Genomic DNA, 24,488 nt, shown 5'->3' with positions numbered 1-24,488 from the left:
CGTGCGGCCGAACCGCCCCGGACCGCCGCCGCGCGGCCGCCCTACAGCGCCTGCGGACAGCTGAAGAAGCGCTCCGGGTCGTACTGCTTCTTCACCTGCGTCAGACGGGCCGCCGCCGCGCCGTAGTAGGCCGTGCGCCAGTCCTTCAGCGTGGGGTCCGTGTAGTTCTGGTAGGCCGCCCCCGAGGCGTACGGACGCATCGCCCGGTGCGCCGCCGTCAGCCAGGACCGGGCTGCCGTACCGTCCGTGCCCGCGCGCCAGGAGGCGATGTACTGGGCCAGCATCCGGGAACGGCGGTGGACGAACGCCGTCGCCGTCGGCGGGACCCGGTTCACCTCGCCGCCGAGGGCGGTGAGCATCACGGTGCCCGACCCGCCGCGGACGTTCTTCACCTGCGCCAGCAGAGCCTGGACGCCGTCGGCCGGAATCGAGCGGTCGAAGAAGTCGGAGCGGCCCGTGTACGTCTCCCGGTGCAGGGCCCCCTGCGGGGAGCGGCCCGGCGTGGAGCCCGGCAGGTGGCACTGGGCGTCGTCGGCGAAGGCCGAGCAGCCGGCGTAGATCTCCATGGCCTCCTCGTAGGAGCGGCGGCGCAGCGAGACGCCGGCCGCGTTCGCGCCGACGCGGGAGGCGAGGCGGTCGACGGCGTTCTGGAGTTCGCCGTAGGTGCCGAGGGAGAAGGCGGAGACGGTGACCGTCGGGGTGCCCGCGGTGTAGTTCGCCAGGTGCAGTGCCGACCAGATCTCGTCCGGCTGGGACGGGCCCCACTCCTGCCAGGCCTCCAGCACGGCGGCCGCCTCGGACCAGGGCCAGGACAGGTAGGCCGTGACGGCCTGCGGGGCGGGACGGGTGCGGAAGTGCAGTTCCGTGACGACGCCGAAATTGCCGTTGCCCGCGCCGCGCAGCGCCCAGAACAGGTCCGGGTGTTCGGTGGCGTCGGCGGTGAGCAGGCTGCCGTCCGCGGTGACCAGCGTCGCCCCGGTCAGGCTGTCGCAGGTCAGGCCATAGGCCCGGGACACCACGCCGTGGCCGCCGCCGAGGGTGAGACCGGAGACGCCCACGGTCGGGCAGGAGCCGGCGGGGATCGTCGCGCCCTTCGTGGCGAGCGCGCGGTAGACGTCGATGAGCTTGGCCCCGGCGCCGACCACGGCCGTGGTGCCGGAGGCGCGGACGGTGTCGAGCCGGTAGACGTCGATGATCAGGCGGCCGTCGCCGGAGGACCAGCCGGCGTAGGAGTGGCCGCCGTTGCGGATCGAGACGGCGACGCCATGGGCGCGGGCGTGGGTGAGGGCGGTGCTGATGTCGTCGGCGTGGGCGACGTAGGCGACGGCGGCGGGCTTCAGGGAGTCGAAGCGGGTGTTGTACAGCCGGCGGGCGGACTGCCAGTCGGCGTCGCCGGGCCGGACCAGCGAGCCGTCGAGGTCGCCGGCCAGCGCGGTCCAGTCGGCGGGGCCGGGGGAGGAGATGGTCCGCCCCGGGGACGCGGAGCCGGGTGCGCTGCCTGCGGTGCCCGTGCTGCCCGCGCCGCCGGGGGTGCCGGTCGCGGTGGGTGAGCAGGCGGTGGTGGTGAGTGCGGTGAGAGTGGCTGCCGCGCCGCCTATGAGTGTGCGCCGGTCCATGTGCTGGCCTCTTCCTGCCCCTGGGCTTGTGGGGAAAGGGACGGGATGTGGGGGGACGGGGGTTCCATGGTGGACCGGTGGCGGGAGGCGCGATCCGGCGGGGGCGTGCACTCCGGGGCGGCGGGGAGGGGGACCGACGCGGGGACCCGGGCCGTCGGGAGGATCCGGGCCGTCGAGGGGAGCGGGGCCGGTGGCAGTGGCGCCGGTGAGGGGGCCGGGAGCGGTGCCGGCCGGGCCCGGACCTGCCCGGTCTGTGGAGTGCCGCGTCTGTGGAGTGCCGCGTCTGTGGACTGCCGGGTCCGTCGGTGGTCGGTGGGGCTGGGGCCTGCCGAGTGCGGAACCCTCCGGGTTCGGTGCAGGCCGGGCCCCGGGGCTGCCGGGGAGGTTCGGTCCCGGTCGGCGGGGGCGTGGACCCCGAGCAGAGCGGGCAAGGTCCCTCGGTGTCCGTCAGCGCCCCGAAGGGGCGCGGCGCGGGGAACCGCGCGACCGGCCACGACGGCGCCGCGGCCGGCGGACGTCGTACCGCGGCACTTCCAGCGGAGCGCCTAGCACTGCGGGTGGCCCCCGGTGACCGCCCCCGGGTGCGCCTCCGCGTCGGCTCGCGCCAGGCTGCGTGCGCGGCGGGCCGGTCCGCGCCAGCCGCAGGTGCAGTGGGCCACGCAGAACCGGCCCTTTTCCATGGTGGTCGTGTGATGGTCCTGATCGGGGGCGACGGGGCCGTCCTGCTCGGTCACACCGTCAACGGTAGCGCGGGAAGCCCCCTGCGTGACGGGGGCACTTACCCGTCGTTAACCGGACGACAGGGGTCCAGTGGCGGACGTACCGGTGGTGGGCAGGCGATGGCTGAGCGGCGGAGGCGGCAACGGCGGCTGAGGGATGCGGGCGTCGCCGTCGGGGTGACGGCGTGCCTGTGCACCGGCGGGTGTTCCGGGCGCGGTGCCGCCGCTGAGGACGCGCGCGGCGGCGAGGATCCGGTGCAGACGCTCCGGGTCGCCGCCGACCGGCTGGTGGAGGCGGGCAGTTCGAAGGCCCGGACGTCCATGGAGATGGCCACCGGGGGGACCCGGGTGACCATCCGCGGGGCGGGGGTGTACGACTACCGCCGGCAGATGGGCCGGCTCACCGTGGTGCTGCCGCAGGATCCGGCGGGGACCAGCGGACATCGACCCATCACCGAACTCCTCGCCCCGGGGGCGTTGTTCATGAAGAACCGGGGTGCCGGGGTGCCCGCGGACAAGTGGGTGCGGGTGGAGACCGCCGGGCTGTCCGACGGGAACCTGGTCACCGGCGGGGCCACCGACCCGTACGCCGCAGCGGAGTTGCTGCGCGGGACGCGGTCGGCGACGTACCTCGGACGCACCGAGGTGGCGGGAGCCGAGGTGCGGCACTACCGCGGCACCGCCGATCTCGGGGAGGCCGCGAAGCGGGCGTCCGCGGCCGGAAGGGGGCCGCTGCGGGCCGCGGCGAAAGGGTTCGCCACCGCTGTCGTGCCGTTCGACGTGTACCTCGACGACGCGGGCCGCATCCGCAAGGTCCGGCACCGGTTCAGTTTCGTCAACGGGCAGCGGAAGGACGCCGTGGCCGTCGCCTCGACGACGCTGCTCTACGACTTCGGCGCCCTGGCCGACGTACGGCTGCCGAAGAGCCGGGACATCTACGCCGGGAAGATCGCCGAGTGAGTGGCCGGACGGCCGGGCCGCCGGGTGTGTGGCCAGGACTAGCCCTTCCGTGCCATGCGCGGCGCACCGGTCGCTCCCTACTCTAGGAAGCCGGTAACGGCAGAGATGAGGTGATGCATGTGGCTCCGGTCGGCGGTACGGCGGTTCAGGACCATGTGGCCCTCGCCGAGATCGAGCTGTGCGGAGAGCTGATCATCGCGGCCTCGGCCGCGGACGAGGACCGGCTCAGCCTGGCGAGCATCGACGAGGTGCTGAAGGTCGCCGAGGAGCGGGAGGGCGCTTCCGGGCGCTGAGTGTCAGGTCCGCAGCAGGCGGGCGATCGCCCTGGTCGCCTCTTCCACCTTGGCGTCGATCTCGTCGCCGCCCCTGAGGGCCGCGTCGGCGACGCAGTGCCGCAGGTGCTCCTCCAGCAGTTGCAGGGCGAAGGACTGCAGGGCCTTGGTGGAGGCGGAGACCTGGGTGAGTATGTCGATGCAGTAGACGTCCTCGTCGACCATCCGCTGCAGCCCGCGGATCTGGCCCTCGATCCGGCGCAGCCGCTTGAGGTGCTCGGCCTTCTGCTTGTGGTAGCCGTGCACGCCCCGGTCGTGGTCGGTCACCACCTCCGCACCGACCGCTTCCGCGTCGGTGGAGGGTGTACCTGCGCCGGCCTCGGTGGTCGTCATCGCGTCCTCCCCGGTGTACGGAAACGGGCATATACCCCTGGTGGGTATATAGTAGCGAAGTTCGCCGGTAAGAAGGGGCCGCAGCCCCCGTGCCGAACACTCTGCCCCATGGGCGACACTGGGGAACGGCCCGATAGCCGAGGCCGGATGATGCCCCTAGCATCAGCCTGACCGAAAACCGATGCATCCCGAGGACCCCACGTGCGCTTTCGTCTGACCCCCAGGGAGACGAGCTTCTACGACATGTTCGCCGCATCCGCGGACAACATCGTCACCGGCTCGAAGCTCCTGATGGAACTGCTCGGGGCGGACACCTCCGCCCGGGCCGAGATCGCAGAGCGTATGCGGGCCGCTGAACACGCAGGCGACGATGCCACGCACGCGATCTTCCATCAGCTGAACTCCTCGTTCATCACGCCGTTCGACCGTGAGGACATCTACTCCCTCGCATCGTCCCTCGACGACATCATGGACTTCATGGAGGAGGCCGTCGACCTGGTCGTCCTCTACAACGTCGAGGAACTGCCCAAGGGCGTCGAGCAGCAGATCGAGGTGCTGGCGCGGGCGGCGGACCTCACGGCCGAGGCCATGCCGCACCTGCGGACCATGGACAACCTCACCGAGTACTGGATCGAGGTCAACCGGCTGGAGAACCAGGCGGACCAGATCCACCGCAAGCTGCTCGCCCACCTCTTCAACGGCAAGTACGACGCCATCGAGGTCCTCAAGCTGAAGCAGATCGTGGATGTGCTGGAGGAGGCCGCCGACGCCTTCGAGCATGTGGCCAACACGGTGGAGACCATCGCGGTCAAGGAGTCCTGAGCGGCACCATGGACACCTTCGCCCTGGTCGTGACCATCACGGTCGCGCTCTTCTTCACGTACACCAACGGTTTCCACGACTCCGCCAACGCCATCGCCACCTCCGTCTCCACGCGGGCGCTGACCCCGCGGGCTGCCCTGGCGATGGCCGCCGTCATGAATCTGGCCGGTGCCTTCCTGGGCTCCGGGGTCGCCCACACGGTGAGCAGCGGCCTGATTCAGACGCCCGAGGGATCCAAGGGGATGGGCATCCTCTTCGCCGCCCTCGTCGGGGCGATCCTGTGGAACCTGATCACCTGGTACTTCGGTCTTCCGTCGTCCTCCTCGCACGCCCTGTTCGGAGGCCTGGTCGGCGCGGCTCTCGCCGGCGGTACGCAGGTCATCTGGTCCGGGGTCATCGACAAGGTGATCATCCCCATGGTGGTCTCCCCGGTGGTCGGCCTGATCGTCGGCTACCTCGTCATGTGCGCGATCATGTGGATCTTCCGGCGGACCAATCCGCACAAGGCCAAGCGCGGCTTCCGGATCGCCCAGACCGTCTCGGCGGCCGGAATGGCGCTCGGGCACGGCCTCCAGGACGCCCAGAAGACCATGGGTGTCGTGGTGATGGCGCTGGTCATCGCCGATGTGCAGGGTGCCGACGACCCGATCCCGGTCTGGGTGAAGGTCGCCTGCGCCGTGATGATGTCGCTCGGCACGTACGCGGGCGGCTGGCGCATCATGCGCACCCTGGGCCGCAAGATCATCGAACTCGACCCGCCGCAGGGGTTCGCCGCCGAGTCGACCGGCGCGTCGATCATGTTCGCCACCGCCTACATCTTCAAGGCGCCGATCTCCACGACCCACGTGATCACTTCCGCGATCATGGGCGTCGGGGCGACGAAGCGGCTGAACGCCGTGCGCTGGGGCGTGGCCAAGAACATCGTCATGGGCTGGTTCATCACCATGCCGGCGGCGGCGCTCGTGGCGGCCGGCGCCTTCGGCGTGGTGAACCTGGCGTTCCTCTAGGGCGGGGCCGTTCGACGCACCGGCGGTGCCGCGCGCCGGTCCGGTGGGGCCCACCGGCGCCCGGACCTCGCCGGTCACGACATCGGAACCCTCTCCAGCGCCTGCGGTGGTACCCCGCCGTGGGGGCTGTCGCCTCGCGGCACCCCGCCGCAGAGGGGTCCCGCCCCGGGCGCCGTCCACCGGTGAACTGGAGGACCTGCCCCGGCCCGCAGCCCCGACGCCGGTCCGGATCTCCGTGCGGCCTCTGCCGCGACGCCGCCCCTGCTCCTGCTCCGGGCCCTCCGCCCGGATCTCCGCGCCGGCCTCTGCCGCGACGCCGCCCCTGCTCCTGCTCCGGGCCCTCTGCCCGGATCTCCGCGCCGGCCTCTGCCGCGACGCCGCCCCTGCTCCTGCTCCGGGCCCTCTGCCCGGATCTCCGCGCCGGCCTCTGCCGCGACGCCGCCCCTGCTCCGGGCCCTCCGCCCGGACCTCCGCGCCGGCCTCTGCCGCAACTCCCCGTCCTCGCCGGCGCACCCTGCTCCACCGCGGCGGGTTCGGCCCGGTCGGCTCGACACACCCTGCTCCACCCCGTGTGGTCGGGCCCGGTCGGCCGACCGGTCGTTCGGGGTGAGGGCGGGGTGCTTCGGCCGGATCCAGGGCTCCAGCCGTTCCGCGTACGGTGACCGGTGCGGCCGTCTCGGCCGGAAAACGCAGGGGCCCGCCCCCCGGGAAACGGAGGGCGGGCCCTTCTGCGTCCCCGCGGTGGCACCGCCATGCAGCACCGCGGGGGGTCTTCACCGGCTTCGTCCGGTGCCGGCGACCCGCGCCGGCGGCCGGATCAGCCGAAGCGGCCGGAGATGTAGTCCTCGGTCGCCTGGACCGACGGGTTGGAGAAGATCCGCTCCGTGTCGTCGATCTCGATCAGCTTGCCGGGCTGGCCGACGGCGGCGAGGTTGAAGAACGCGGTGCGGTCCGAGACGCGGGCCGCCTGCTGCATGTTGTGCGTCACGATGACGATCGTGAAGCGCTCCTTCAGCTCACCGATCAGGTCCTCGATGGCGAGGGTGGAGATCGGGTCCAGGGCCGAGCAGGGCTCGTCCATCAGCAGGACCTTCGGCTCCACGGCGATCGCCCGCGCGATGCACAGGCGCTGCTGCTGACCGCCGGAGAGGCCGGAGCCCGGCTTGTTGAGGCGGTCCTTGACCTCGTTCCAGAGGTTGGCGCCCTTGAGCGACTTCTCGACGATGTCGTTCAGCTCGTTCTTGCGGTAGTTGCCGTTCAGACGCAGGCCCGCCGCCACGTTGTCGAAGATCGACATGGTGGGGAAGGGGTTGGGGCGCTGGAAGACCATGCCGACCTCGCGGCGGACGGAGACCGGATCCACGCCGGCGCCGTACAGGTCCTCGTCGTCCAGCAGCACCTTGCCCTCGACCCGGCCGCCCGGGGTGACCTCGTGCATGCGGTTGAGGGTGCGCAGGAACGTCGACTTGCCGCAGCCGGAGGGGCCGATGAACGCGGTCACCGTGCGCGGCTCGATGGTCATCGAGATGTCGTCGATGGCCTTGTGGGAGCCGTAGTAGGCGGACAGTCCGCTGACGTCGATTCGCTTCGCCATTGCTTCTTCACTTCCAAACAGTCGCTGTGGGGGTCGCCGTCAGCGACCGGCCCCGCGGCGGTAGCCGCTCAGTGTTGGCTCGGGGCCTTCCAGCGGGCGATACCGCGGGCCACCAGGTTGAGGATCATCACGAAGGCGATCAGGGCGAGTGCCGCCGCCCACGCGCGGTCGTACGCCGCGTTGGCGCCCGAGCTGTTCGCGTACTGCTGGTAGATGTACAGCGGCAGCGAAGCCTGCGGGCCCTCGAAGGGGTTGTTGTTGATGAAGTTCGTACCCCAGACCAGCAGCAGCATCGGAGCGGTCTCGCCGGTGATGCGCGCGACCGCGAGCATCACGCCCGTGGTGATGCCGCCGATGGAGGTCGGCAGGACCACCTTGAGGATGGTGCGCCACTTCGGCACGCCGAGCGCGAGGGATGCCTCGCGCAGCTCGTTCGGTACGAGCTTGAGCATCTCCTCGGTGGAGCGGACCACGACCGGCATCATCAGGATCGACAGGGCCAGCGAACCGGCGAAGCCGGAGTAGCCCATGTCGAGGATGAGGATCCAGAAGCTGAGGATGAACAGACCGGCGACGATCGACGGGATGCCCGTCATGACGTCGACGAAGAAGGTGATGGCCTTGGCGAGCTTGCCCTTGCCGTACTCGACCAGGTAGATCGCGGTGAGTACGCCGATCGGCACGGCGATCAGGCTGGCGAGGCCGACCTGCTCCAGGGTGCCGATGATCGCGTGGTAGATGCCGCCGCCGGGTTCGGTGTCGGCGACCACGCCCATGGAGTGCGTGAGGAAGTAGACGTCGAAGACCTTCACGCCGCGCTTGACGGTCTCCCAGACCAGGGAGGCCAGCGGGATGACGGCGAGGAGGAAGGCGACCCAGATGAGGCTGGTCGCGATGCGGTCCTTGGCCTGACGGCGGCCCTCGACCTTCGCGGCGATCCCGTAGGTGGCGACGACGAAGACGACCGCGGCGATCAGGGCCCACTGGATGGAGCTGTGCAGTCCGGCGGCCGCGCTGATGCCGAGGCCGGCCGCGACACTGCCGGCGATGATCGCCAAGGGGGACCACTTGGGCAGGTGGCCGCCGCGCAGCGTGCTGCGGTGCTTGCTCGTGAGGGTGGTGCTCATGCGTTGGCCCCCGAGTACTCGGCACGGCGGGCGATGATCAGGCGGGCCGCACCGTTGACCAGAAGGGTGATGACGAAGAGGACGAGACCGGAGGCGATCAGCGCGTCACGCCCCTGCTCGGTCGCCTCGCCGAACTTGCTGGCGATGTTCTGCGCGAACGTGCCGCCGCCCGGGTCGAGCAGGCTGGCCTTGATCTCGAAGGTGGGGGAGAGCACGGTGGCCACCGCGATCGTCTCGCCGAGCGCGCGGCCGAGGCCCAGCATCGAGGCCGAGATCACGCCGGAGCGGCCGAAGGGCAGCACCGACATGCGGACGACCTCCCAGCGGGTGGCGCCGAGGGCGAGCGCGGCCTCCTCGTGCATCCGGGGAACCTGGCGGAAGACCTCGCGGCTCACGTTGGTGATGATCGGCAGGATCATGATCGCGAGCAGGATGCCGACGGTGAGCAGGGAGCGCGGGGCGCCGCCCTGCCAGTCGAAGATGCCGGTCCAGCCGAGGTAGTCGTCGAGCCAGCCGTAGAGGCCGTCCAGGTTCGGGACGAGGATCAGGGCGCCCCACAGGCCGTAGACGATCGACGGTACGGCGGCGAGCAGGTCGATGACGTACGCGATGGGGCCGCTGAGGCGGCGGGGCGCGTAGTGCGTCAGGAAGAGAGCGATGCCGACGGCCACCGGGACCGCGAGGGCCATGGCGATGATCGAGGAGACGACCGTGCCGAAGACCAGGACCGCGATACCGAAGTCCGGCGGGGTGACGTTGGTGTTCCACTCGAAGGTGGTGAAGAAGTTGCCCGTGTCCTCGGGCAGGACCTTGAAGGCGCGGTAGGTGAGGAAGACCGCGATCGAGGCCATGATCAGCAGAAGCGCGATGCCCGAGCCGCGGGACAGACCGAGGAAGATCCGGTCACCGGGTCGGGTGGCGCCACGGACGGTGCGGTTCTCGGCCTGGCCGGGCCGTGGACTGGGCGGAGGTGCTGTCGGGGTGTGCGTCGATATGTCCATGAGGTTCTCCGGTCTGCGGAGCCGCTCGTGGTGGGCGGCTCGGGCGGGGCCGGGTGGCGGCCCCTGGCGGCGGTGCACCGGATGGTGCGGTCCGGACCCGGGTGGCGGATCCGGACCGCACGCTGGGTCAGCTCAGGTTCGCGATGGCCGCGCGGACCTTGGTGGCGATGTCGCCCGCGAGCGGGGCGTAGCCGGCGTCGGAGAGGATGCTCTGGCCGTCCTCGCTGGCGATGTAGGTGAGGAAGGACTTCACGGCCGGCAGGGTGTCGGCCTTGTTGCCCTTGTCGCAGACGATCTCGTACGTGACCAGGCTGATCGGGTACGCGCCCGGGGTGGACGGGTTGTAGTCCAGCTGGAGGGCGAGGTCGTTGCCCGTGCCGACGATCTTGGCGGCACCGATGGCCTTGGAGGCGTTCTCGGTGGTCGCCGCGACCGGCTCGGCGGCAGCGGTCTTGATCTCCACGGCCTTCATGCCGTCGGCGACGTAGGACAGCTCGAAGTACGAGATGGCGCCCTCGGTCTGCTTCACCTGCTGGGCCAGGCCGGAGGAGCCCTGCGCGGACTGGCCGCCCTTGGCCTTCCAGCTCTTGCCGGGCTCGTACTGCCAGTCGCCGGCGGCCTTGAGGTACTTGGTGAAGTTGTCGGTGGTGCCGGACTCGTCCGAGCGGTGGAAGGCCTGGATCTTCAGGTCGGGCAGCTTGACGCCGGGGTTCAGCGCCGCGATGGCCTTGTCGTTCCAGTTGGTGATCTCGCTGTTGAAGATCTTGGAGAGCGTCTTGGCGTCGAGGATCAGGGTGTCCACGCCCGGCACGTTGTAGCCGACCGCGATCGGGCCGCCGACCATGGGCAGGTCGATGGCCTGGCCGCCGGAGCAGACCTTCTTCGACTCGGTGATCTCGTCGGGCTTCAGCGCGGAGTCCGAACCGGCGAAGGCGGTCTGGCCCTGCAGGAAGTTCGTGATGCCGGCGCCGGAACCGTTGGCGTTGTAGTTGATCTGGACGCCGTTGCAGGCGGCCGTGTACTGCTTCACCCAGGCGTCGATGGCGTTCTTCTGCGCCGAGGAGCCGGCGGCCTGCAGCTGGCCCTTGGCGTCGTCGCACTTGATGTTGCCGGCCGGAGCGCTGGCGGCACCGCTGCTGTTGCCGCTGCTGTTCTTGTCGCCCGTGTCGTCCGAGCCGCACGCCGTGAGGGCCAGGGCGCCGGAGACGGCAAGTGCGCCGAGGGCGAGGGCCCGCCGGTTCATGCGCTGAAGCTTCACTGAGGAACGTCCTTCCGGGAGCCGCCGTCCTGAATTCGGCGGCGTGCGTTCTTTGGAGATGCGGGCGCGTCCTCGAGACCGCGGTCCGCACCGGGTAAGGCCGAAATTAGGCAGATCAGGTGAAGCCGCCTGTGGGCGCAAATGAACGGCGGGTGAACCCCTGTGGACGGTGCGGTTAGGTCACGGAAGGCTTACGCCGAGGACACGGCGGGGTTCCGGGCTCTGTTCGGCGCACGGCCGCGGTGCGGTCGCGGTACGGCCGCCTCGCGGGGCGTGCGGTACGGGCGTGGTCCGCGCCCGGTGCGGCCGTGGACGGGGCGTCGCGGGGTCGGGGTGCGGCCTGGGCGCGGCAGGGTGCCGCAGGTTGCGGCGGGGTTACGGCGGGGGAAGGTCGCGGGTGCGGACGGGGTCTGGGCTGTCGTCGGGGTCGTGGTCGGTTGTGAGCTGCTCGGGTGCCATGCGATCACGGCATGCCCGATATGTCCATCGGGTTCGTCCATCGAACCACTAGTGCCGCGCCTGGTGCGGCACTAGGTCGTGCGCAGCGCGTCCAGCAGCGCGTCGACCAGGTCGCGGTCCCTCGGCTGGGTGAGCCGCTTCCGGGCGGCCACCGGCGGCAGCCAGAGGAGGCGGTCCACCTCCGTGTTGGGCGTGAAACCGCCGCCCGCGGCCTCGGCGGCCCAGTACCGCACCCGCTTCGGACGGCCGTTCGCCGTGTAGTGCAAGGTGGTCAGCTCGCGGCCAGGCACGGCCCGGTGGCCGGTTTCCTCCGCCACCTCGCGCAGGGCGCCGGAGAGCGGGTCCTCCTCGCGCTTCAGCTTGCCCTTGGGATGCGACCAGTCGTCGTACTTGGGCCGGTGGACGAGGCAGATCTCCAGCCCGTCGTCCACCGGGGAGCGGCGCCACAGAACGCAGCCCGCCGCCTGCACCGTGCTGTCCTCGGGAGTGCTCACCGGGCGCTCACCGCCTCCTCGGTCCGGTCGCTCGGTCGGCCGGTCGCCTCGTCCGCCGTTCCGCCCCTTCCCCGGTCGGTGACGGCCGCCGGTCGGCGCGGGGCGCGCCCGCCTCAGGCGGTGCCCACCGCTTCCTTGTGCCAGGACTGCTGGAACGCGTACCGCGCCGCCTCCACCTCATGCCGCTGGTCGGCATGGAGCACGCCCAGCGCGTACGCCGTCGCCGGGGCGATCCGCGGCGTGCGGGCCGCCTGCGCGGCAGCCGCCGCGGCCTCCGAGGCGTCGCGGTGCCGGTTGAGGGCCTGGCCGGCCTGGAGGAGCCGCACGTCCACCGTCTCGTCGCCGGCCAGCACCTCCCCGGCGTACCGGTGCAGGCGCAGCAGCAGCCGCACCTGGTGCCAGGGCGCGTCCTGCGGATGCGGGGACGGATCCGGTGACAGACCGTGGATCAGTGCCTCCGCGTTGTACGGATGGCCCGCGGTGACCAGGGGCAGCGCGGCCACGGCGTCGGAGAGCCGCTCCACGGCCGCGGCGGCGTGGGGGCGCAGGGCAGTGGTGGCCGCGGCGGAGGTGAGGGGGACCTCGCTGGCCAGTAAGGCGACCTTGTCCGCGACGGCGTGGAAGCGGCTGCTGCCCAGGGCCTGGAGCGCCGTGGAGTGGGCCCGGGTCCGGGCGAGCGTGAGCTGGCGGTCGAGCAGCGCGCCCGCCTTCGCCGCGCCGACGGTGAGGTTGCCGCGTTCCGTGGCGGCCGCCGGGTGTGCGGGGCCCGCACTGGCGCCGGACGCCTCCCCGACGCCCGGAGGCGTGTGTGGCGCGGCACCACCACCGCCCGCCCGTTCCACGTCGGCGGCGCGGGCGGCCACCGGCGTGCCCGCGGCAGGCGTGTTCGCCTGCGCCGGTACCGCCGCCGCCCCCGACAGCCGCTGGAGGGCGCCCAGGAGCCGCTCCAGGCGGGCCTGGTACGCGTGCTCCAGGGCCAGCGTGCCCGACAGCCACGCCAGCTCGGGGCGGATCTCCTCGGACCAGTCGGGGTCGAGGAGGGGGCGGTAGGTGTGCAGGCTGCCGCTGATCCGGCGGGCCGACCGGCGCAGGGCGCGTGCCGCGTCGACGGAAGCCTGCGCACCGGAGGCCGCCCCCGTCCCCCCGGTCTCCCGGTGCAGGCGCAGCGCGCGCAGGAACTCCGTGGCCTGCGCCCGGAGGTACCCCGCGAGGGCTGTCCCGGTGGGGACGCTCTCCTGCCCGGGCGACCCGGGGGACGGCCCGACCCCGGGGTCCGTCAGGTCATGGTGTCGCATTGCCACGCCGGCGCCTCCGGGCGTCTATGAGCATCTCCTGGACATTGCGCAGGGGCTGGCCGTCCGCGTCGGTCGAGTGCCGGGTCCACTCGCCGTCCGGCCCGAGGTGCCAGGACACGGTGGTGTCGGCCATGCCCGTCTCCAGCAGCCGGTTGAGGGCGGCCCGGTGGGCGGGGTCGACGACCCGGACCAGGGCCTCGATACGGCGGTCCAGGTTGCGGTGCATCATGTCGGCGCTGCCGATCCACACCTCGGGCTCGCCGCCGTTGCCGAAGGCGAAGACCCGCGAGTGTTCCAGGAAGCGGCCGAGGACGGAGCGGACCCGGATGTTCTCCGACAGGCCCGCCACGCCCGGGCGCAGCGCGCAGATCCCGCGCACCCACACGTCGACGGGCACACCCGCCTGGGACGCCCGGTAGAGCGAGTCGACGACGGCCTCGTCGACCATCGAGTTGGCCTTGATGCGGATGTAGGCGGGCCGCCCGGCGCGGTGGTGCTGTATCTCCTTGTTGACCCGCGAGATCAGACCGTCGCGCAGCGACTTGGGGGCCACCAGCAGACGGCGGTAGGTCTCCCGGCGCGAGTAGCCCGACAGGCGGTTGAACAGGTCGGACAGGTCGGCGCCGACCTGCGGGTCGGCCGTCAGCAGGCCGAGGTCCTCGTACAGGCGCGCCGTCTTGGGGTGGTAGTTGCCGGTGCCGACGTGGCTGTAGCGCCTGAGCGTCTCGCCCTCCTGGCGGACGACGAGGGACAGTTTGCAGTGGGTCTTCAGTCCCACCAGGCCGTAGACGACGTGGCAGCCGGCCTCCTCCAGCTTGCGCGCCCACTTGATGTTGGCGTGCTCGTCGAAGCGCGCCTTGATCTCGACCAGCACCAGGACCTGCTTGCCGGCCTCCGCGGCGTCGATGAGCGCGTCGACTATCGGCGAGTCGCCGGAGGTGCGGTACAGGGTCTGCTTGATGGCCAGCACGTCCGGGTCTCCGGCAGCCTGCTCCAGGAAGGCCTGCACGGAGGTGGAGAAGGAGTCGTAGGGGTGGTGCAGCAGCACGTCCCGCTGGCGCAGCGCGGCGAAGATGTCGGGCGCGGACGCCGACTCGACCTCCGCGAGGTCGCGGTGGGTGCCGGCGACGAACTTCGGGTACTTCAGCTCCGGCCGGTCGAGGCTGTGGATGCGGAAGAGGCCCGTGAGGTCCAGGGGGCCGGGCAGCGGGTACACCTCGGCCTCGGAGATCTTCAGCTCGCGGACCAGCAGGTCCAGCACCTCGCGGTCGATGGACTCCTCGACCTCCAGGCGCACCGGCGGCCCGAAGCGGCGCCGCATGAGCTCCTTCTCCAGGGCCTGCAGCAGATTCTCGGCGTCGTCCTCCTCGACCTCCAGGTCCTCGTTCCGGGTGAGGCGGAAGGCGTGGTGCTCCAGCACCTCCATGCCCGGGAACAGCTCCTCCAGGTGCGCGGCGATGACGTCCTCGATGGGGACGTACCGGCCCGGGGAGGCCTCCAGGAAGCGCGACAGCAGCGGCGGCACCTTCACACGCGCGAAGTGCTTGTGCCCGCTGACCGGGTTGCGCACGACGACGGCGAGGTTGAGCGAGAGGCCGGAGATGTAGGGGAACGGGTGCGCGGGGTCGACCGCGAGCGGGGTGAGGACCGGGAAGATCTGGTGCCGGAAGAGCGTGAACAGCCGGGCCTGCTCCTTCTCGGCCAGCTCGTTCCAGCGGACCAGGTGGATGCCCTCCTCCGCGAGGGCGGGCGCCACGTCCTCGTGGAAGCACGCGGCGTGCCGGGCCATCAGCTCGCGCGAACGCGCCCAGATCATCTCCAGCACCTCGCGCGGCTGGAGCCCGGACGCGGAGCGGGTGGCGACGCCGGTGGCTATGCGCCGCTTCAGACCGGCGACGCGGACCATGAAGAACTCGTCCAGGTTGCTGGCGAAGATCGCCAGGAAGTTGGCGCGCTCCAGGAGGGGCGTGTTCGGGTCCTCGGCGAGTTCCAGAACGCGCTCGTTGAAGGCGAGCCAGCTGCGCTCCCGGTCGAGGAAGCGCCCCTGCGGCAACGGCACGCCGTCGGCCTGCGACTCCTCGTAGGTGTCGAGGTCGGCGTCGATGTCCGGTTCCAGGTCGGAGACCGCCCCCGCGGCGACCTGCGGGCGGTGCGCGGCGATGGAGCCCACGGAGGGCTGCGTGTGCGGGACCTGTGCCTGGGTGTCTGACTGACTCATGAACCCATTCTTCCGCGCCGGCAGCGATACGGGCGCGTCGGAAAGTGCGGGCGGGAGCGCGGCGGCGGTCCCCTCGGGGGGCGGCGAAGGCTCAGGCACGGCGGGCTTCATTCGCCGAGCGTCGCAAGCCCGTCTGAATCGATGGTTACGGAGACATGACGTACGGATAGCGGGGAGTGGCTCCGAAGGGGCGGGGAGCCGGGGCGGGGGAGCTCGACCGGAGGGCCGGAACCGGTCGGACGCGGGGGAGCGGAAGGGGCGCGCGGGACGTGCCCGGGACGTGCCCGGGAGGGGCCCGCCGGACGGGTTGCCCATCATGGTCGGCGAACCACCCGCACCCGGAGGGAGGAGCGCCTCGGGCGAGGGGCGGGACCGGGACGGAGAAGTCGTCGTCGGATGCGTGAACCGATCGGCGGGCCTCATCCGATGAGGAGATGTGAGCGAAACGAGAAGCGACGGGGAGCTGCTGCGGGCCATCGCGGCAGACGGGGACCGTCACGCCTTCGAGGAGCTGTACCGGCGGTACGCGCCGTGGCTCGCTGCGCGCATGCGCAGCCGCTGCGCCGACGCCGGGACGGTCGACGACGTCGTACAGGAGACGTTCCTCCAGGTGTGGCGGGGCAGCGCCCGCTATCGCGAGGAGGGCGACGTGGCCGGCTGGCTGTGGCGCATCGGTTCGCGCCGGCTGGTCGACGCGCTGCGCGGCGACGGCGCCCGCGGCCGGCTGCGGCAGGCGCTGGCGCGGCTGCGGCACCGGGACGAGGCGTCGGCGGAGGAACGCGTGCTCGCGGGGGTGGAGCACGGGGACCTCGCCGGCGCCCTCATCAGGCTGTCGCCCGAACTCCGCGCCGTTCTCCAGGCGACCGTCGTCGACGGGCTCAGCACCCGGGAGGCAGCCGTCGTCCTCGGCATTCCGCCCGGCACGGTCAAGACGCGGGCGCACAGGGCCCGCAAGCAACTGCGGGAGGCGCTGGCATGACGTGGCACGTGGCAGAAGAGGACCTGCGCGCGTACCTGCGGGGTGACCTCGCGCCGCCCCTGCTGTGGTCGGCCGACACCCACCTGACGGCCTGCGCCGGCTGCCGCGCCCTGCTGGCGGACCTGAGCGACCCGGTCGCGCTGGACACGGGCTGGGAGCGACTGGACGCCGAGCTCGACGCGCCCAGGCGAGGCGTGTTCGAGGGGCTGCTGGTGCGGTGCGGGGTCGCCGACCACTCCGCGCGGCTGCTGGCGGCCACCCCGGTGCTGCGCCGGTCGTGGATGCTGGCGGTGGTGTTCGTGCTGGCGATGACCGTGCTCATGGTCCGCCTCGCGGACAATCCGGGCCTTTTCCTGGGCCTGGCCCCGCTGCTGCCGCTGGCCGGGGTGGCCCTGTCCTACGGCCCCGTCCTCGACCCGACGTACGAGATGGCCGTCGTCGCGCCGCTGCACGGTTTCCGGCTGCTGATGCTGCGCACGGTCGCCGTGCTCGGCGCCGGTCTCGTCCTCAACGGTCTGGCCACGCTCGCGCTGCCGGCCTACGGGCTGCGGGCCCTGGCCTGGCTGCTGCCCGCGCTGGCCCTCACCGCGACGGGGCTCGCGCTCACCCCCCGCCTCGGCCCGGTCCTGGGCCCCGCGCTGGTCGGCACGGCCTGGACGGCGCTGCTGCTGATCGCCCGGGCGCGGGCCCACGGGACGCCCGCGCCGTTCACCGCGGGCGGCCAGCTGGCGGCCGCACTGGTCGCCGCCGCCGCCGTCTGGCTGCTGATCAGGCTCCGCGACCGCTTCGACTCCACCTCCGCCCACACACCGTTCGCCGGCTTCACCCACGGGAGCGCCGCATGACCGTCACCGTCTCCGCCTCCGGGCTGACCCTCCGCTACGGCGGCACCAGAGCCCTCGACGACGTCTCTCTGAGCCTGCGCGCCGGGGTGACCGGCCTGCTCGGGCCCAATGGCGCCGGCAAGACCACCCTGCTGCGGGTCCTCGCCACCGCCGTGCCCGCCGACGGGGGCTCCTTCACCGTCCTCGGGCACGCCCCCGGCAGCGCGGCCGGTCGGCAGAACCTCCGGCGCACCCTCGGCTACCTGCCGCAGAACCCCGGCTTCCACCCGGACTTCTCGGCGTTCGAGTTCGTCGACTACGTGGCGATCCTGAAGGAGCAGACCGATCGCACCGCCCGCCATCGCGAGGTGCGGCGGGTCCTCGACGCCGTCGACCTGTCCGACGTGCGCGGCCGGCGACTGAAGCGGCTGTCCGGCGGCATGAGACAGCGGGTCGCCCTGGCCGCCGCCCTTGTCGGGGAACCCGGCTTCCTCGTGCTGGACGAGCCCACCGTCGGCCTCGACCCCGAGCAGCGGGTGCGTTTCCGGGAGCTGATCGCCCAGGCGGGCGAGGGCCGCACGGTGCTGCTCTCCACCCACCAGACCGAGGACGTGGCGATGCTCTGCCACCGGGTGATCGTCCTGGCCTGCGGCCGGGTCCGCTTCGAGGGGACCCCGGCCGAGCTGACCGCACGGGCGGACGGCCGGGTGTGGAGCAGCGCCGCACGGGACCCGGGAGCCCGCGCCGGCTGGCGCACCGGCGCCGGAACCTTCCGCAACGTCGGGGACCCCCCGAAGGGCGCCGAACTTCTCGATCCCACCCTGGAGGACGGCTACCTTCTCACCCTCGACGACCCGGACGGTGCCGCCCCCGCGCAGCAGGGGGAGGCCGCCGCGTGAGCACGACGACGATGCCGCCCGCTCCCGAGGTCACCAGGCCGCCCGCCGACGGGGACCGCCCTTGGGCAGCGGTCCTCGCCCTCGCCCGCTTCGAGGCGCGCGAACTGCTGCTGAACATCCCGGTCCTCGTCCTGCTGGTCCTCTACCTCGGCTACACCGCCTACGGCCTGGTGGCGGCCGAGCAGGACGGCATGACCGACTACCCCGTGCTGCAGAACGCCGACCGGGCCTCCCAGACCGCCCCGCAACTCGTCGCCCTCGCCGTGCTGCTGTGCGTCAACCATGCGGTGCTGCGCTCCCGGCGCCACGGAACCGACCGGCACTTCGGCGTCCTGCCCCTGCAGCCCTGGCGGCGCACCCTCGCGCACGCCCTGTCGGCCGTGCCGTTGGCGGGCCTCGTCGCCGTCGTCGTCGGCGCCGAGTTCGCCTGGGCGGCGAGCAAACCGGGTGCGGTCGGGCACGGCTCCCTCTTCGAACTGGTGGTCGCCCCGCTGTCGGTACTGCTCGCCGGAGTCGTCGGGGTCCTGCTCGCCCGTCTGATCGGCTCCGCCTTCGCGGCCCCGCTCTTCGTGGTCGGCCTGTACGTCCTGCTGGCCGTGTTCTCCATCGCCACCAGCGGGTCCGACCCGCACTGGCTGCGCTGGCTGTCGCCCGTCGTCCCGGAGTCGGGCGGCGACCCGCTCCCCTCCGGCCTGCTGGGCCGCCCCGCCGCCTGGCACGCGCTGTACCTGGTGGGCCTGACCGTCGCGCTGCTGTGCGGTGCGGTGACGGCGAGCGGGCGGCGGACCCGCACGGTCGCCGTGGTGACCGCCGCGGCCCTCGCCGCCACGGCCGCGGGCATCGCCGGGCAGTCCCCCGGCGACTCGCGGGACCTGGCGGCGGCCAGGGAGACGGCTTCCGCCAGCCCGGAGACGGTGGAGTCCTGCACCGTCCGCGGCTCCGTCACGTACTGCGCCTTCCCGGAGTGGAGCGGTCGCACCGCCGACTGGGCCGCGGTGGTCGAGCGGGTGCAGCACCTGGCGGGCGACCGGCGCGACCGGCTGACCGTACGCCAGCGCGTCGAGGCGCGGTACGGCCTGACGAGCGACGCCGCACTCACCGCGCTGAGCGGGCCCGGCCAGGTCACCGTCGGCACCGCCTGGGGAGGCAACCGGATCCCCGAGTTCGCGGTCGGCGTCGCATCCGTCCTGGTGGCGGGCGACGAGCAGGCGGCGAGCGCGGTGTGCGACGCGCGGGCGGTGACGATCACATGGCTGGCGCTGGCCGCCCAGGCCGATCCGATGAGCGCCTTCGTCCACGTCCGCCTGGACGACCGCACGGAGGGATCCGGCCTCGTCCTCGCCCCCACCGACCCGCTCGGCATGAGCGCCGGAGAGACGGCCATGGTCCGCGCGCTGCTGGCCAAGCCGCGTGAGGTCGTCTCCGCGGCGGTGCGCGCCCACTGGGCGGAGCTCACCTCGCCGAAGACCTCCCTGGCACGGGTCGCTCAGCTGCTCGACGTGAAGGCTCCGGAGAAGGAGGACAGCCGTGACGCGTGCGAGGCGTAGCCGGGGGGAGGCACCCCCGGTGATCGGTCCCCTGCTTCGGCCCACCGCCCGGATGCTGCCCCGCGCAGCCCTGACCGCGGGCGTCGCGCTGGGGCTGCTGGTGGCGGCGCTGCCGAGGCTGCTGCCGGACACCGAGAGTCAGTTGTTCGGCCTGGCCCTGCTCAGAGCGACCGCGCTGGCCTTCGCACTGGGCCTCGCGTTCCTCCTGGACGACCCCGCCCGGCCCACGACGGAGACGGTGCCGACGGGACAGCCGGTCAGGACCTGGCTCCGTGCCGCCCTGGCCCTCCCGGCCGCGGCCCTCGGCTGGTGTGCCGCCCTGCTGCTCGTACCGCAGGCCGCGCGGCCCCCGCTGGGAGACGTCACGGCGGAGGCGGCGGCCCTCACCGCGACCGCGCTGGCGCTCGCCGCGGCCGCCGCCCGCCGCACCTCGGAGACCCAGCCGGGCAGGATCGCGGTCCAGGCACTGCCGGTGCTCGTCGTCGTCGGGCTCCTGCTTCCCGAACGGTGGGGCCTGTTCGTCGCCCCGGGCAGCCCGGAGTGGGACGCCGCGCATCACCGATGGGCCGCGGTCCTGCTCGTGGCCCTGGTCGTCTGGACGGCGAGCGTGCGTGAACCGATCCGGCGGAGGACCCTCCGCAACGGCTTCGGCATGGGCACGCTGCGGCCGTAGCCGGCGTGGACGGCGCCTCTCGGCGGCCCGGACGGCCTCACGTCTCCGTGCGGTACATGAGGTCCGCCTCGTAGGTGGTGAAGCCCATTCGCTCGTACACCGACACCGCCGCCTTGTTGTCCGCGTCGACGTAGAGCATCGCCGTCGGCAGGCCCTGGGCGGCCAGGTGCCGCAAGCCGACGACGGTGAGGGCCTTGCCGAGGCCGCCGCCCTGGTTGCCGGGGGCGACGCCGAGGACGTAGACCTCGCCGAGCTGCTCCTCCGCGTGGACCTTGGTCCAGTGGAAGCCGACGAGTTCGCGGTCGCCGTCGGTCTCCCGCTCGGCGAGGAAGAAACCGGCAGGGTCGAACCAGGGCTCGGCCTCACGGTCGTCGAGGTCGCGCTGGGTGAGCGAGCCCTGCTCGGGGTGGTGGGCGAAAGCGGCGGCGTTGACGGCGAGCCAGGCGGCGTCGTCCTGGCCGGGGACGAAGCTGCGGATGGTGACGCCCTCGGGCAGGACCGGCTCGGGCAGCGCCAGGGCGGTCAACGGAAGGCGCATCTGACGCAGTTCACGGAACAGCGTCAGGCCGAGGACCTGCGCCAGGTGCCGGGCGGCGGAGTGGCCGCCGTGCGCCCACACCCGCAGTCGCTTGCCGGAGGCGGCGAGCAGCGCGGAGCCGAGGGCACGGCCGTGCCCCTGGCCGCGGTGGGCGGGGTGGACCACGAGTTCGGCCGCGGGGGCCTCGATCGGGTCGGTGTCCTCCAGCTGGGCGTATCCGACGAGGACGCCGTCGACGGTGAGCAACAGGTGGGAGACGCCCTCCCGTTCGCCACCGCGCAGCTGCAGCCGGCCTTGCTCGGACACCGCCTGCTGGCCGTCGGTGCGGGTGGCGTCGGCGAGCAGGCCGAGCACGGCCTCGATCTGGTCCGGGGAGAGCGCGGTGACGGTCTCGATGGAGCGTGCGCCAGGGGGCCGTGCGGTGTCGTCGCTGGTCATGCGTACGAGCGTAAGGGGAGGAGCCCCCAAAGTGTCGGCAGGCGGAGGGCAAAGGGAAACCAGGATGTAACCCCGAACCCCCTGTCGCGCTACGCGCGTTGACTCTAGGCTGCGGGCCGGAACAGGGCCCGCCTCGGCATTTCCCGCAGGGCCCGGCAGAGCCACAGGACCTCGCGGCGCGCACCGCCGCACCCGGGTCCCGCAGGCGCAGACGACCCACAGGGGGGCGACTTTGTCAGCCACATCACAGCCGAAGCCCAGACGCCGTACATACCGCCGACTCGCCGCGGCTGCCGTCGGTCTCGTCACCGCCGGGGCGCTCGCCGCGGCGCTGCCCGGCACCGCGGCGGCGGGGGAGAACCACGGAAAGCCGGGCGGCCACAGGCCGGGCCGCTACCAGGACGTGCAACTGCTGTCCTTCAACGACCTGCACGGCAACCTCGAACCGCCGTCCGGATCCTCCGGCCGCGTCACCGAACTCCAGCCGGACGGCACGACGAAGACGGTCGACGCGGGCGGCGTGGAGTACCTGGCCACGCACCTCCGCGAGGCCCGCCAGGGCCACCGCTACTCCATCACCGCCGCGGGCGGTGACATGGTCGGCGCGTCGCCGCTGCTGTCGGGCCTGTTCCACGACGAACCCACCATCGAGGCGCTGAACAAGCTGGACCTGGACGTCACCTCCGTGGGCAACCACGAGTTCGACGAGGGCGCGACGGAGCTGGCCCGCCTGCAGAACGGCGGTTGCCACCCCACGGACGGCTGCTACACCGACGGGGGCTTCGCGGGCGCCGACTTCCCGTACCTCGCGGCGAACGTCCTCGACGACACCACGGGCAAGCCGATCCTCAAGCCCTACTGGGTCTGGCGGAAGGGCGGCGTCAAGATCGGGTTCATCGGCGTCACCCTGGAGGGCACCCCGGGCATCGTCTCCGCGGACGGCGTCAAGGGCCTGACCTTCAAGGACGAGGTCGAGACCATCAACAAGTACGCCAAGGTGCTGCAGCGCCAGGGCGTGCAGTCGATCGTGGCCCTCATCCACGAGGGCGGCTACCCGGCGTCCTCGTCGTACAACTACGACTGCGACGCGTCGGGCGCGGGCGGCGGGATCTCCGGCCCCATCGTCGACATCGCCAGGAACATCACGCCGGCGGTCGACGCGCTGGTGACGGGGCACACCCACCAGGCCTACGTCTGCACGATCCCCGACCCGGCGGGCCACCCCCGCATGGTCACGTCCGCAGCCTCCTACGGCCGCCTCTACACGGACACGACGCTGACGTACGACCGGCGGACGGGTGACATCGTCCGTACGGCGGTGAAGTCGGCGAATCGCGTGGTCACCCGTGACGTGCCCAAGGCGGCGGACATGACCTGCCTGATCGGCCGGTGGAACGCCCTTGCCGCCCCGATCGGCAACCGTCCCATCGGCTACGTCGCCGCGGACGTCCCCCACACGGGCACCGAGTCCCCGATGGGCGACCTGATCGCGGACGCCCAGCTCACCTACGCCAGGACCCTGGACCCGTCGACGGACCTGGCCCTGATGAACCCCGGCGGTGTCCGGGCCGGGCTGACCTACGCGGCCAAGGGCAGTGAGGGCGACGGCGTGGTGACGTACGCGGAGGGCTTCACGGTCCAGCCGTTCGCCAACACGGTGAACCTGCAGGACTTCACCGGCACACAGCTGATCCAGGTCCTCAAGGAGCAGGTCAGCGGTACCAACGCGGCTGCGCCGAGGATCCTTCAGCCCTCCACCGGCCTGACGTACACACTGGACCTGACCCGGACCGGCGAGGAGCGCGTGGTCACGGACACCGTTCGGCTGAACGGCGCCCCGATCGACCCGGCGGCCACCTACCGTGTCGCGACGAACAGCTTCCTCGCAGGCGGCGGCGACGGCTTCCCGACGCTGGGGCAGGGTACCGGCGACCTCGTCGGCACCGACGACCTGACGGCCCTGGAGCAGTACCTGACGGCCAACTCCTCGCCCACCAGCCCGATCGCACCGCCGGTCGCGAACCGGATCACGATCGTGCAGTAGGCGGGCGACGCCCCTCCACCGCGTGATCGGGGGCCCGGGAGACATCCTCCCGGGCCCCCGCCGCGGCCGGGGGCGGGCTCTCCGCCCCTCCCCTCGGCGCCGGGCCTCCCGGGCGGGCGCCGAGGGGAGGGCGCCTCCCTCCCCTCCACCGGGGCGGTGCCGGCCGGTGGCGGTGGCCGCCGCTGTTCACGCAACCTCCACACACCCGGCATCCGCAGCCGGATCGTCTCTGCTGCGGCGCGGCGGCCCGGTGATAGGTTCGGGCGCGTGAGGGAGGCTGGTTCATGACCGGGGGCGGGGAACAGCAGCAGGAGGTGCTGCGGCAGTTGACCGGAGCGGCGCCGCCGGCTCCCGTGGCGCCGTCGCCAACCATGGCCCCGGCCCCCCAGTCCCTGCCGACCATCGACCCCCGGCTCGCCGTCGCCCTCGGGCGGCCCCAGCACGGCGACTCGCTGCCCCAGCGGGCAGGACGCTCGCTGCGGAAGCTGGCCACGGTCGGAGGCCAGGACGCGGCGGAGGAGGCACGGCTCGCACAGGAGGTGCGGCAGCCGGTCGGGGTCGGGCGGATCGTCGCGGTGACCTCGATCCGGGGCGGGGTGGGGAAGTCGACCGTCGCCGCGCTGCTCGGTCGTACGTTCAACCACTACCGCCAGGATCCGGTGCTCACGCTGGAGGCGGACGCGGCCCTCGGCACGCTGCCGGTGCGGATGGGGGCGCAGACCGTGCGCTGGAGTGTCGCGGACCTTGCCCGGATCCTCAAGCCGCGCATGCAACTCACCGACATCATCGGCTACTTGGTACCGATCGCGGACGGTGGCTGGCTGCTGCCCGCGGGCCAGGGGCGGGTGGGTGCGCCGCTGGACGTGCGCACGTACCGGACGGTGACCCTGGGGCTCCAGCGGCACTTCGCGGTGACGGTCGCGGACTGCGAGACGCTGCCCGGCGAGGTGGCGCGCACCGCGATGGACACCGCGCACGCACGGGTGGTGGTGGCGCCCATGACCGCCGAAGGCATCCACGGCACGCGTCAGGTGCTGGACTGGCTGGCCCAGTTGCCGCACTCGGCGCTCGCCGCCACCGTCGTCGCCCTCATCGCCGGCTCACCGGACGCCACGCTCGACGCGAAGACCGCCGCCGCACATCTGCGGGAACCGGGCGTGCCGGTGGTGGCCCTGCCGTACGACCGGCACCTGGCCCAGGGCGGCCCCATCCACACCCCGATGCTGGGGCAGAGCACCCGCGACGCGGCCGTACGGCTGGCCGCCGAGGTGATGCAGCGGGCCGTCAGCGCAAGGGTGCGCTGAGCGGCCA

22 protein-coding genes are annotated in these 24,488 nt (G+C 72.5%); 11 read left to right on the top strand and 11 right to left on the bottom strand.

Going from position 1 to position 24,488, the window contains the following annotated elements; translation table 11 throughout:
- Window positions 1-41: 41 nt before the first annotated feature.
- The gene (locus JS756_RS13725) at window positions 42-1,616 is read right to left on the bottom strand and encodes an FAD-binding oxidoreductase (RefSeq protein ID WP_205383349.1); all 1,575 of its coding nucleotides are present in this window, start codon (window positions 1,614-1,616) and stop codon (window positions 42-44) included.
- A 545-nt stretch (window positions 1,617-2,161) separates the two neighbouring features.
- Complete coding sequence (locus tag JS756_RS13720) at window positions 2,162-2,350, bottom strand: hypothetical protein (RefSeq protein WP_205383384.1); 189 nt, start codon at window positions 2,348-2,350, stop codon at window positions 2,162-2,164.
- Window positions 2,351-2,455: 105 nt separating this feature from the next.
- Between JS756_RS13720 and JS756_RS13715 the strand changes: the two genes are divergently transcribed.
- Window positions 2,456-3,295: an SCO4651 family lipoprotein gene (locus JS756_RS13715; protein ID WP_205383348.1), complete on the top strand. Its 840-nt coding sequence runs from the start codon at window positions 2,456-2,458 to the stop codon at window positions 3,293-3,295.
- 113 nt (window positions 3,296-3,408) lie between these two features.
- Window positions 3,409-3,588 (top strand): hypothetical protein, encoded by a 180-nt coding sequence (locus JS756_RS13710; protein ID WP_205383347.1) that lies wholly within the window; start codon window positions 3,409-3,411, stop codon window positions 3,586-3,588.
- Window positions 3,589-3,591: 3 nt separating this feature from the next.
- Here the strand turns inward: JS756_RS13710 and JS756_RS13705 are convergent, their stop codons facing one another.
- The gene (locus JS756_RS13705; RefSeq protein WP_205383346.1) at window positions 3,592-3,960 is read right to left on the bottom strand and encodes a metal-sensitive transcriptional regulator; all 369 of its coding nucleotides are present in this window, start codon (window positions 3,958-3,960) and stop codon (window positions 3,592-3,594) included.
- 201 nt (window positions 3,961-4,161) lie between these two features.
- On the opposite strand from JS756_RS13705, the gene JS756_RS13700 reads away from it, so the two are divergent.
- Window positions 4,162-4,782 carry a DUF47 domain-containing protein gene (locus tag JS756_RS13700; RefSeq protein WP_205383345.1) on the top strand — a complete coding sequence of 207 codons (621 nt, stop codon included), beginning with the start codon at window positions 4,162-4,164 and terminating at the stop codon, window positions 4,780-4,782.
- An 8-nt stretch (window positions 4,783-4,790) separates the two neighbouring features.
- Entirely contained in the window at window positions 4,791-5,789 is a 999-nt protein-coding gene (locus JS756_RS13695; protein ID WP_205383344.1) for an inorganic phosphate transporter, read from the top strand.
- Window positions 5,790-6,606: 817 nt separating this feature from the next.
- Here JS756_RS13695 and pstB read toward each other — a convergent pair.
- From pstB to JS756_RS13660, 7 genes are all read right to left on the bottom strand, one after another.
- Window positions 6,607-7,383 carry a phosphate ABC transporter ATP-binding protein PstB gene (pstB, locus tag JS756_RS13690; RefSeq protein ID WP_205383343.1) on the bottom strand — a complete coding sequence of 259 codons (777 nt, stop codon included), beginning with the start codon at window positions 7,381-7,383 and terminating at the stop codon, window positions 6,607-6,609.
- 68 nt (window positions 7,384-7,451) lie between these two features.
- The gene (gene pstA, locus JS756_RS13685; RefSeq protein ID WP_205383342.1) at window positions 7,452-8,510 is read right to left on the bottom strand and encodes a phosphate ABC transporter permease PstA; all 1,059 of its coding nucleotides are present in this window, start codon (window positions 8,508-8,510) and stop codon (window positions 7,452-7,454) included.
- A complete protein-coding gene (pstC, locus tag JS756_RS13680) occupies window positions 8,507-9,511 on the bottom strand; it encodes a phosphate ABC transporter permease subunit PstC (RefSeq protein WP_205383341.1) in 1,005 nt (334 codons plus the stop codon). The genes pstA and pstC overlap by 4 nt, the downstream gene beginning before the upstream one ends.
- A gap of 127 nt (window positions 9,512-9,638) precedes the next feature.
- Complete coding sequence (pstS, locus tag JS756_RS13675) at window positions 9,639-10,769, bottom strand: phosphate ABC transporter substrate-binding protein PstS (protein ID WP_205383340.1); 1,131 nt, start codon at window positions 10,767-10,769, stop codon at window positions 9,639-9,641.
- A 530-nt stretch (window positions 10,770-11,299) separates the two neighbouring features.
- A complete protein-coding gene (locus JS756_RS13670) occupies window positions 11,300-11,722 on the bottom strand; it encodes an NUDIX hydrolase (RefSeq protein ID WP_205383339.1) in 423 nt (140 codons plus the stop codon).
- 113 nt (window positions 11,723-11,835) lie between these two features.
- Entirely contained in the window at window positions 11,836-13,023 is a 1,188-nt protein-coding gene (locus JS756_RS13665; protein ID WP_307790599.1) for a CHAD domain-containing protein, read from the bottom strand.
- The gene (locus JS756_RS13660; protein ID WP_205383337.1) at window positions 13,004-15,346 is read right to left on the bottom strand and encodes an RNA degradosome polyphosphate kinase; all 2,343 of its coding nucleotides are present in this window, start codon (window positions 15,344-15,346) and stop codon (window positions 13,004-13,006) included. The genes JS756_RS13665 and JS756_RS13660 overlap by 20 nt, the downstream gene beginning before the upstream one ends.
- Window positions 15,347-15,671: 325 nt before the next feature.
- Here JS756_RS13660 and JS756_RS13655 point away from each other — a divergent pair, with 325 nt between their 5' ends.
- Genes JS756_RS13655 through JS756_RS13635 form a run of 5 tightly spaced genes read left to right on the top strand, consistent with a single transcriptional unit; the run spans window position 15,672 to window position 20,157 of the window.
- A complete protein-coding gene (locus JS756_RS13655; RefSeq protein WP_205383336.1) occupies window positions 15,672-16,214 on the top strand; it encodes an RNA polymerase sigma factor in 543 nt (180 codons plus the stop codon).
- Window positions 16,211-17,059, top strand: coding sequence for a zf-HC2 domain-containing protein (locus JS756_RS13650; RefSeq protein ID WP_205383335.1), 849 nt, complete (start codon window positions 16,211-16,213; stop codon window positions 17,057-17,059). The genes JS756_RS13655 and JS756_RS13650 overlap by 4 nt, the downstream gene beginning before the upstream one ends.
- Window positions 17,056-17,937, top strand: a complete 882-nt coding sequence (locus JS756_RS13645; RefSeq protein ID WP_205383334.1) for an ABC transporter ATP-binding protein — start codon at window positions 17,056-17,058, stop codon at window positions 17,935-17,937. Before JS756_RS13650 ends, JS756_RS13645 begins: the two co-directional genes overlap by 4 nt.
- Window positions 17,934-19,484 (top strand): ABC transporter permease, encoded by a 1,551-nt coding sequence (locus tag JS756_RS13640; protein ID WP_307790596.1) that lies wholly within the window; start codon window positions 17,934-17,936, stop codon window positions 19,482-19,484. The genes JS756_RS13645 and JS756_RS13640 overlap by 4 nt, the downstream gene beginning before the upstream one ends.
- 19 nt (window positions 19,485-19,503) lie before the next feature.
- Window positions 19,504-20,157, top strand: coding sequence for an ABC transporter (locus JS756_RS13635; protein ID WP_307790594.1), 654 nt, complete (start codon window positions 19,504-19,506; stop codon window positions 20,155-20,157).
- A gap of 37 nt (window positions 20,158-20,194) precedes the next feature.
- Here the strand turns inward: JS756_RS13635 and mshD are convergent, their stop codons facing one another.
- Window positions 20,195-21,133 carry a mycothiol synthase gene (gene mshD / locus JS756_RS13630; protein ID WP_205383333.1) on the bottom strand — a complete coding sequence of 313 codons (939 nt, stop codon included), beginning with the start codon at window positions 21,131-21,133 and terminating at the stop codon, window positions 20,195-20,197.
- A 232-nt stretch (window positions 21,134-21,365) separates the two neighbouring features.
- Between mshD and JS756_RS13625 the strand changes: the two genes are divergently transcribed.
- Both JS756_RS13625 and JS756_RS13620 read left to right on the top strand, forming a co-directional pair.
- The gene (locus JS756_RS13625) at window positions 21,366-23,177 is read left to right on the top strand and encodes a bifunctional metallophosphatase/5'-nucleotidase (protein ID WP_205383332.1); all 1,812 of its coding nucleotides are present in this window, start codon (window positions 21,366-21,368) and stop codon (window positions 23,175-23,177) included.
- A gap of 284 nt (window positions 23,178-23,461) precedes the next feature.
- On the top strand, window positions 23,462-24,481 hold the full coding sequence (locus JS756_RS13620; RefSeq protein ID WP_240203695.1) for a CpaE/TadZ family protein: 1,020 nt from the start codon (window positions 23,462-23,464) through the stop codon (window positions 24,479-24,481).
- Window positions 24,482-24,488: the final 7 nt, after the last annotated feature.

The sequence above is a fragment of the Streptomyces actuosus genome (genome assembly GCF_016921115.1).
GTDB classification, from domain to species: Bacteria; Actinomycetota; Actinomycetes; order Streptomycetales; family Streptomycetaceae; genus Streptomyces; species Streptomyces actuosus_A.
The sequence above is the reverse complement of the archived record's forward strand: the minus strand, read 5'-3'. Positions and strand labels throughout refer to the sequence as shown.